General features: G+C 43.0%; 5 protein-coding genes. 4 read left to right on the forward strand and 1 reads right to left on the reverse strand.

Annotation, left to right across the window (positions count from 1 at the left end; translation table 11 throughout):
• From F6K20_RS19965 to F6K20_RS19980, 4 genes are all read left to right on the forward strand, one after another.
• The coding region (locus F6K20_RS19965; protein ID WP_287295777.1) for a circadian clock protein KaiA at window positions 1-836 on the forward strand (836 nt) is incomplete at its 5' end.
• Between the two features lie 127 nt (window positions 837-963).
• Entirely contained in the window at window positions 964-1278 is a 315-nt protein-coding gene (gene kaiB, locus F6K20_RS19970; RefSeq protein ID WP_008182352.1) for a circadian clock protein KaiB, read from the forward strand.
• Window positions 1279-1373: 95 nt separating this feature from the next.
• A complete protein-coding gene (gene kaiC, locus F6K20_RS19975; RefSeq protein ID WP_008182354.1) occupies window positions 1374-2933 on the forward strand; it encodes a circadian clock protein KaiC in 1560 nt (519 codons plus the stop codon).
• A gap of 612 nt (window positions 2934-3545) precedes the next feature.
• Window positions 3546-4613, forward strand: a complete 1068-nt coding sequence (locus tag F6K20_RS19980; protein ID WP_008182356.1) for an LOG family protein — start codon at window positions 3546-3548, stop codon at window positions 4611-4613.
• Between the two features lie 104 nt (window positions 4614-4717).
• On the opposite strand, the gene F6K20_RS19985 is transcribed toward F6K20_RS19980, so the two are convergent.
• Window positions 4718-5593: a DUF928 domain-containing protein gene (locus F6K20_RS19985; protein ID WP_008182359.1), complete on the reverse strand. Its 876-nt coding sequence runs from the start codon at window positions 5591-5593 to the stop codon at window positions 4718-4720.
• Window positions 5594-6355 lie beyond the last annotated feature (762 nt).

The raw sequence follows: 6355 nt of genomic DNA on the forward strand, positions 1-6355 counted from the left end.
TGTATATTATACACTCTACTAGCTCCGAATCTGAATTTTTCGAGGTGGTTGAGCAACATAAACAGGATCTTGATTGTTTGGTATTGCAGGATACCGACACACTTCCCAAGGTGATCCACTACTTGTACCTGCAAGGAACCACCTTACCTGCAGTATTTTTGCGGTCGGACTCCCCAGAAATCCCCCCTAGGGTTGACAGCAATCAACAGCTGGCTTCTAACCAGACGACGGATAAATTCACCGCTAGGTCTAGCGCTCATCTGTTCCATCCGGCAGAAGTCGAACTTAGTATTCACCAATTACCTGAGATTGGCGATTTCATCCAACAGGCGATGACAGAGTTTTTGTCCCTAGCTCCCGCCTGTAACTTACCCAGGTCATCTGGCCCAGTTTATCCTAACCTCGCAGTAGCTAATTACAGTTTCTTGAGTAAGCAGCAGCATCGGTTAGCTGAAAAGCTCAGGGAAAGACTTGGATACCTTGGTGTGTACTACAAGAGAAATCCTCGGCTTTTTTTTCGTAATCTATCTCTCAACGACAGGGATGAGCTGTTAGAACACTTAAGATCACAGTATCGTCAAATTGTTCTACAGTACTTTGCACCGGGAGATACCCTAAACCAAGACATCGATCATTTTGTAGAACAAGTGTTTTTTGCGGATATTTCTATATCTAAGATTGTGGAAATTCATATGGAACTGATGGATGAATTTTCCAAACAGTTGCAGCTGGAAGGGCGTAGAGAGGATATACTGCTGGATTATCGCCTGACGTTAATCGACGTGATTGCTCACTTAGGTGAAATGTATCGCCGCTCCATCCCCAGAGAACTGTAAGATCAGCATAATCGGATCAACATTGAGTAGTAAGCTTGATGGGAGGCTCTCCTAAAAAACCGTTTCCTTGAGTTCCTTGATCCCTTGTATTGACCTTTAACCCATCTTCTCCTAAACTTAAGAGCCTATGAGTTCCTATAAAAAAACTTATGTTCTCAAGCTTTATGTAGCTGGGAACACCCCCAACTCCGTCAGGGCTTTGAGAACACTGAAAACTATTCTCGAACAGGAATTCCAAGGGGTTTACGCTCTCAAAGTAATTGATGTTCTCAAGAGCCCCCAACTAGCTGAGGAAGATAAAATTTTGGCAACACCAACCTTGGCAAAAGTTTTACCGCCTCCTGTGCGAAAAATCATTGGGGATCTCTCGGATCGAGAAAAAGTCTTGATCGGCTTAGATTTGCTCTATGAAGAACTCCGTGAAGGAGATTTGGATTTCTAAATATCTTATACCATTTTAGATTAATAGTCAAGATTTAGCAAGTCAGCAACACCATTAAACTTTTTTTTGATTAAGAACATTTACTTAAGACCAATATGAATCAATTTAATCAAAATGAACTATATCAAAACTCAGTAACAACGGTCGGTGTCCAGAAAATACGGACAATGATCGAAGGCTTCGATGAAATCTCTCATGGGGGTTTACCATCTGGTAGAACCACCCTGGTCAGTGGAACGTCTGGCACTGGAAAAACTCTATTAGCCGTTCAATTTCTCTACAACGGCATTAGCAATTTTGATGAAGCTGGTGTGTTTGTTACATTTGAAGAATCACCCACAGATATCAGCAAAAATGCATCAAGCTTTGGTTGGGAGCTAAATAAACTAGTTAATGAAGGCAAGCTATTTATTCTGGATGCTTCCCCGGATCCAGAAGGACAGGACATTGTCGGCAACTTCGACCTGTCTGCCCTGATCGAGCGTATTCAGTACGCCATTCACAAATACAAAGCCAAGCGAGTTTCCATTGACTCAATCACTGCCATATTTCAGCAGTACGATGCTGCTTCTGTGGTACGTCGAGAAATTTTTCGCCTAGTGGCACGCCTGAAAAGCATTGGCGTAACCACCATTATGACTACAGAGCGAGTTGAAGAGTATGGACCAGTAGCTAGATTCGGGGTGGAAGAGTTTGTCTCGGATAATGTGGTCATTGTCCGTAATGTTCTGGAAGGGGAACGCCGACGCCGCACTATAGAAATTCTCAAGCTGCGGGGTACCACCCATATGAAAGGAGAATACCCCTTTACGATTACGGATCAAGGGATCAATATCTTCCCCTTAGGAGCAATGCGACTGACTCAACGGTCTTCCATGGCCAGAGTGTCTTCCGGAATCAACACTCTTGATGTTATGTGTGGTGGTGGTTTCTTTAAGGATTCCATTATCCTGGCAACGGGTGCCACAGGTACTGGCAAAACCTTGTTAGTGAGCAAGTTTATCCAAAATGCTTGCATACAAGGTGATCGCGCGATTTTGTTTGCTTACGAAGAATCTCGGGCTCAGCTATCTCGTAATGCATCGTCTTGGGGCATTAATTTTGAGGAAATGGAACAAAAGGGTTTATTAAAAATTCTTTGTTCTTATCCAGAATCAGCGGGGTTAGAAGACCACTTACAACGGATAAAAACAGAAATTGCTGAATTTAAACCCTCTCGCATTGCCATCGACTCTCTTTCTGCTTTAGCACGGGGAGTGAGCAACAATGCCTTTCGGCAGTTTGTGATTGGTGTGACGGGCTATGCGAAGCAAGAAGAAATAACTGGATTTTTTACCAATACCACAGATAAATTTATGGGAGCTCACTCCATTACCGATTCCCATATTTCTACAATTACTGACACAATTATAATGCTACAGTATGTGGAAATTCGTGGTGAAATGTCCCGTGCTATCAATGTATTTAAGATGCGTGGCTCTTGGCATGATACAGGTATCCGAGAGTACACTATCAGTAAGGATGGACCAGAAATTAAGGATTCCTTCCGCAATTACGAACGAATTATCAGTGGTTCTCCCACTCGGATTCCCGTCGATGAAAAGAGCGAACTCTCTCGGATTGTTAAAGGCGTTCGTGATAAGTCGGGGGAATAATATCTAGTCTTATTAAGTAAGCATTCAGCTATCAGCATTCAGCTATCAGCTTTTGAATAAAACCAGTAAGCTGTCGCGTATTTAAACTCCCTTTGATTAAATCAGAAAAAAAAACTGAAACTCTTTTACATTCTGCCTTCTGCCTTCTGCCTTCTGCCTTCTGCCTTGGTGTTGTAGAATTTAAATGCACAACAGCTTAACCATTGGTTTAATCTCTGTTACGTCAGCTCACGGCACCTCAAGTAGCGTGAGCTTTTAGCTCACGGCTGACGGCTGAATGCTTACCTTATTAATCACTTCGTATTCAGGAAAATCGTTAATTGTTAATTGTTAATTGTTAATTGCTAATTCATCCTTTACCCCTTTGGGGAATTAAAAATTAAAAATTAAAAATTAAAAATTTACGCATCAAGTTTAGAACAAATTTTGAATTAATTAATTCCGGGTACAAGCCCCCACTGATTGTCATTTTGAATTAATAATTTTTAATTTTGAATTGGAGCGTTCGCGAAGCGTGACCAAAGGTCAAGCGAGTTGACTATTGACAATTTTCAATTTTCAATTTTCAATTGACGAAAAACCTTTAATGATAAGTAGTCAACTGGATACGATATGACCCTATCTCCTTCTGCGGATGGCTTCAACTCACTGTCAACGGATTTAGCAACACTGATTGACCAGCTACCTAATCTAGAAAATCGTAAATTGATCAAACGGTCTCTGGCAGTGCTAGTGCGACTAACTGGGGAAGAAATTGACCGTCTGGACTGGAAAATAATCACCGCTTCTCTAGAAGATATGGAGCGGGCATTTCAAGTTTTTTATCCCTATCGTCATGTTCGGAAAGTTACCATTTTCGGTTCCTCACGCCTTGCCCCAAATACTCCTGAATATCAGCTGGCAGCTGAATTTGCCTATCATTTAACCCAGCAGGGATTTATGGTAATGACTGGTGCTGGTGGTGGCATTATGGAGGCAGGAAACAAAGGTGCTGGCTCTAAGCATTCGTTTGGTCTGAATATTCAACTACCGTTTGAGCACGGATCAAATTCGTTTATCGCAGGGGATCCCAAGCTAATTGAGTTCAAGTATTTTTTCACTCGCAAGCTATTTTTCATCAAGGAAACGGATGCGCTTACCTTATTTCCTGGTGGCTTTGGTACTCAGGATGAAGCCTTTGAGTCTTTAACCCTTTGTCAGACAGGACGATTAGAACCAACTCCTTTAGTACTGATTGATAAACCTGGTGGCACCTACTGGAAAGATTGGGATGCTTATATTCACAAGCACCTCATGCAACGGGGTTTGATCAGGCCAGAGGATTCCAGTCTCTATACCATCACAGATAACTTAGATGTGGCTTACGAAACCATTAATCGGTTTTACCGGGTTTATCACTCTAGCCGCTATGTCAGAGATCAATTCGTGATTCGCCTCAAATCTGAGTTGTCAAACCCTGAGGTTGAACAGCTAAATCAGCATTTTAGCGATATCTTGGTTCAGGGACGGATTGAGAAAAGTCAGGTTTTACCGGAAGAACTACCTGATGAAACCGCTGAACTCCCCCGTCTGGTTTTCCACTTCAATCGACGAGATGTTAGCCGTCTTTACCAGCTACTCGCTACTATTAATCACATGGGTGTTTCCGAAGAAAGTACAACTCATCCGGAACTGAAATAAGGCTTGGATGCTTGCATCCTTAAAATACACAGGAGGCTCGACCAATGACCAATACCGGAAATGACCCACTCTCTTGCTGGTAATGGAATTAGAGCGACTTGATCTTAAAATTCCAGAAAGGGTGCTTGCGTGATCGCATCTAAGTCAACAGACTGCAATAATTTCACCCAATCCTTGATCAGCAGGTCATTGCTAGAATTTTGCTGACGTAGCTTAGCTAGAGCATTAAGGGTATCATACCAGATCCCTGATCTGGCATAGATAATCGCTTTCTGTTCTAATGTCGCTTGGTCTAACTGATTTTTGAGGGATGGGTTGAGTGACATCCGTTTTACCCACCCTGTCACTACAGGAGATCCCAGTCGCTCACATTTAACCACAAAGTACCAACGATACTGTTTACCAACCTCAAGGGAGGCGACTGTTGATGGAAGTTCGATGCCTACTACACTTGGTGAGGAAGATGAGGCAACAAATTTAGTCCAGTAGATTTCGTTATGGTTTTCATCTTGTAGCACAAACTCCAAAGGCAAGTCCGGTGTCAGGGCATAGGGAACATAAAACCAGAAGGTGGGATGAGAAACAACGGTTAAGCCGAAAACCGATTCTGATGCAATTTGACCCTCACTGGCAATGGTGGGGCTAGCAGGGACCAAGGCAGTCAAAGGTGGCTCGACTTTTGGACATCCCCCACGGCTTGCCGCTGCTTTTCGTTTACCGGGTACACCTCGTTCCGGTACATTTGGTGGCACCCAATCTAGACTGATACCTAATGGCTGTGGATTCCTTGAAGTAATTCGCTCTTGCTCTCGGTGGTTTTGAGCCACTTCTGCTGTTGGAGAACGTTGATTTGAGTCCAACCGGGAATTGCTAGGATTAGCTGTTGAAATCCCTGGCAAGGCAATACTGCTACTAAAGCTGACAATTGCTAATGCAATTCCTAAGATTGGCGGTGCTAACGGTAGTTTTATCTTGCTCATGATTCATAAAGAGTAATTTTGAAGGAATGTTTTCCTTGTAATTGGTCAGGTGATTGGTCAGTTGTTAGTTACTATCCCTAATTTTTTCGATATCGTTGCTAGGCTCATGATCACTCAATTGAGTGTATAGCGCTACGGGCAATGGCATTGGCAAGAGGCAAAATTTTACTACAAAAGCTTTTCAGGTTGTATCAATTTCCTAACCTTAATGGGTAGTGCTATATCTAATTTTTACTACTGACCAGTGATTATTTTCTATATCTAGTTTGGGGTCTTCAGTACCTTTTATGCGAAAGTTCCAGTTAAAAAACTCATAAAGCTTACTTTACAAGCGATGCAGCTTCGGAACAGGGGAGGCAGTGGGGCTAAAGGGGAGGCAGCTCGGTCTTGGGGGAAACCCCCACTCGCTATTGCCGTTTCCACGGGGCAAACAGCGGTGCGGACGAAGGTTTGCTTTGAATTACCGTAAGGAGAGGGGAGCCTTATTTCATGTAACTTAAAATTATTACTCTTTACCTATCGACTATAAACGCTCCCCCATCCTGCGGTTATGTCTTAACACCCAGCCCCTCCCCATGAGGAACTGCCGTGGTTTCCCCCACTCGGGCAATAATCAAGACAGGAAAATTCTGCTATTCAACTCACAAAATTTTCTGAATACGGCCTTTTTCCACTATTCCCTGCTCCGAAGTCCCTGCTACGCTGGTAAAAGGTTCAGCAATTAATCATGATGGGCCTAGTAGCGGGTTTACAGTTCCGAAA

Origin of the sequence: Moorena sp. SIO2C4, from assembly GCF_010672485.1 — a bacterium.
In the GTDB taxonomy this organism is placed as follows: domain Bacteria; phylum Cyanobacteriota; class Cyanobacteriia; order Cyanobacteriales; family Coleofasciculaceae; genus Moorena; species Moorena producens.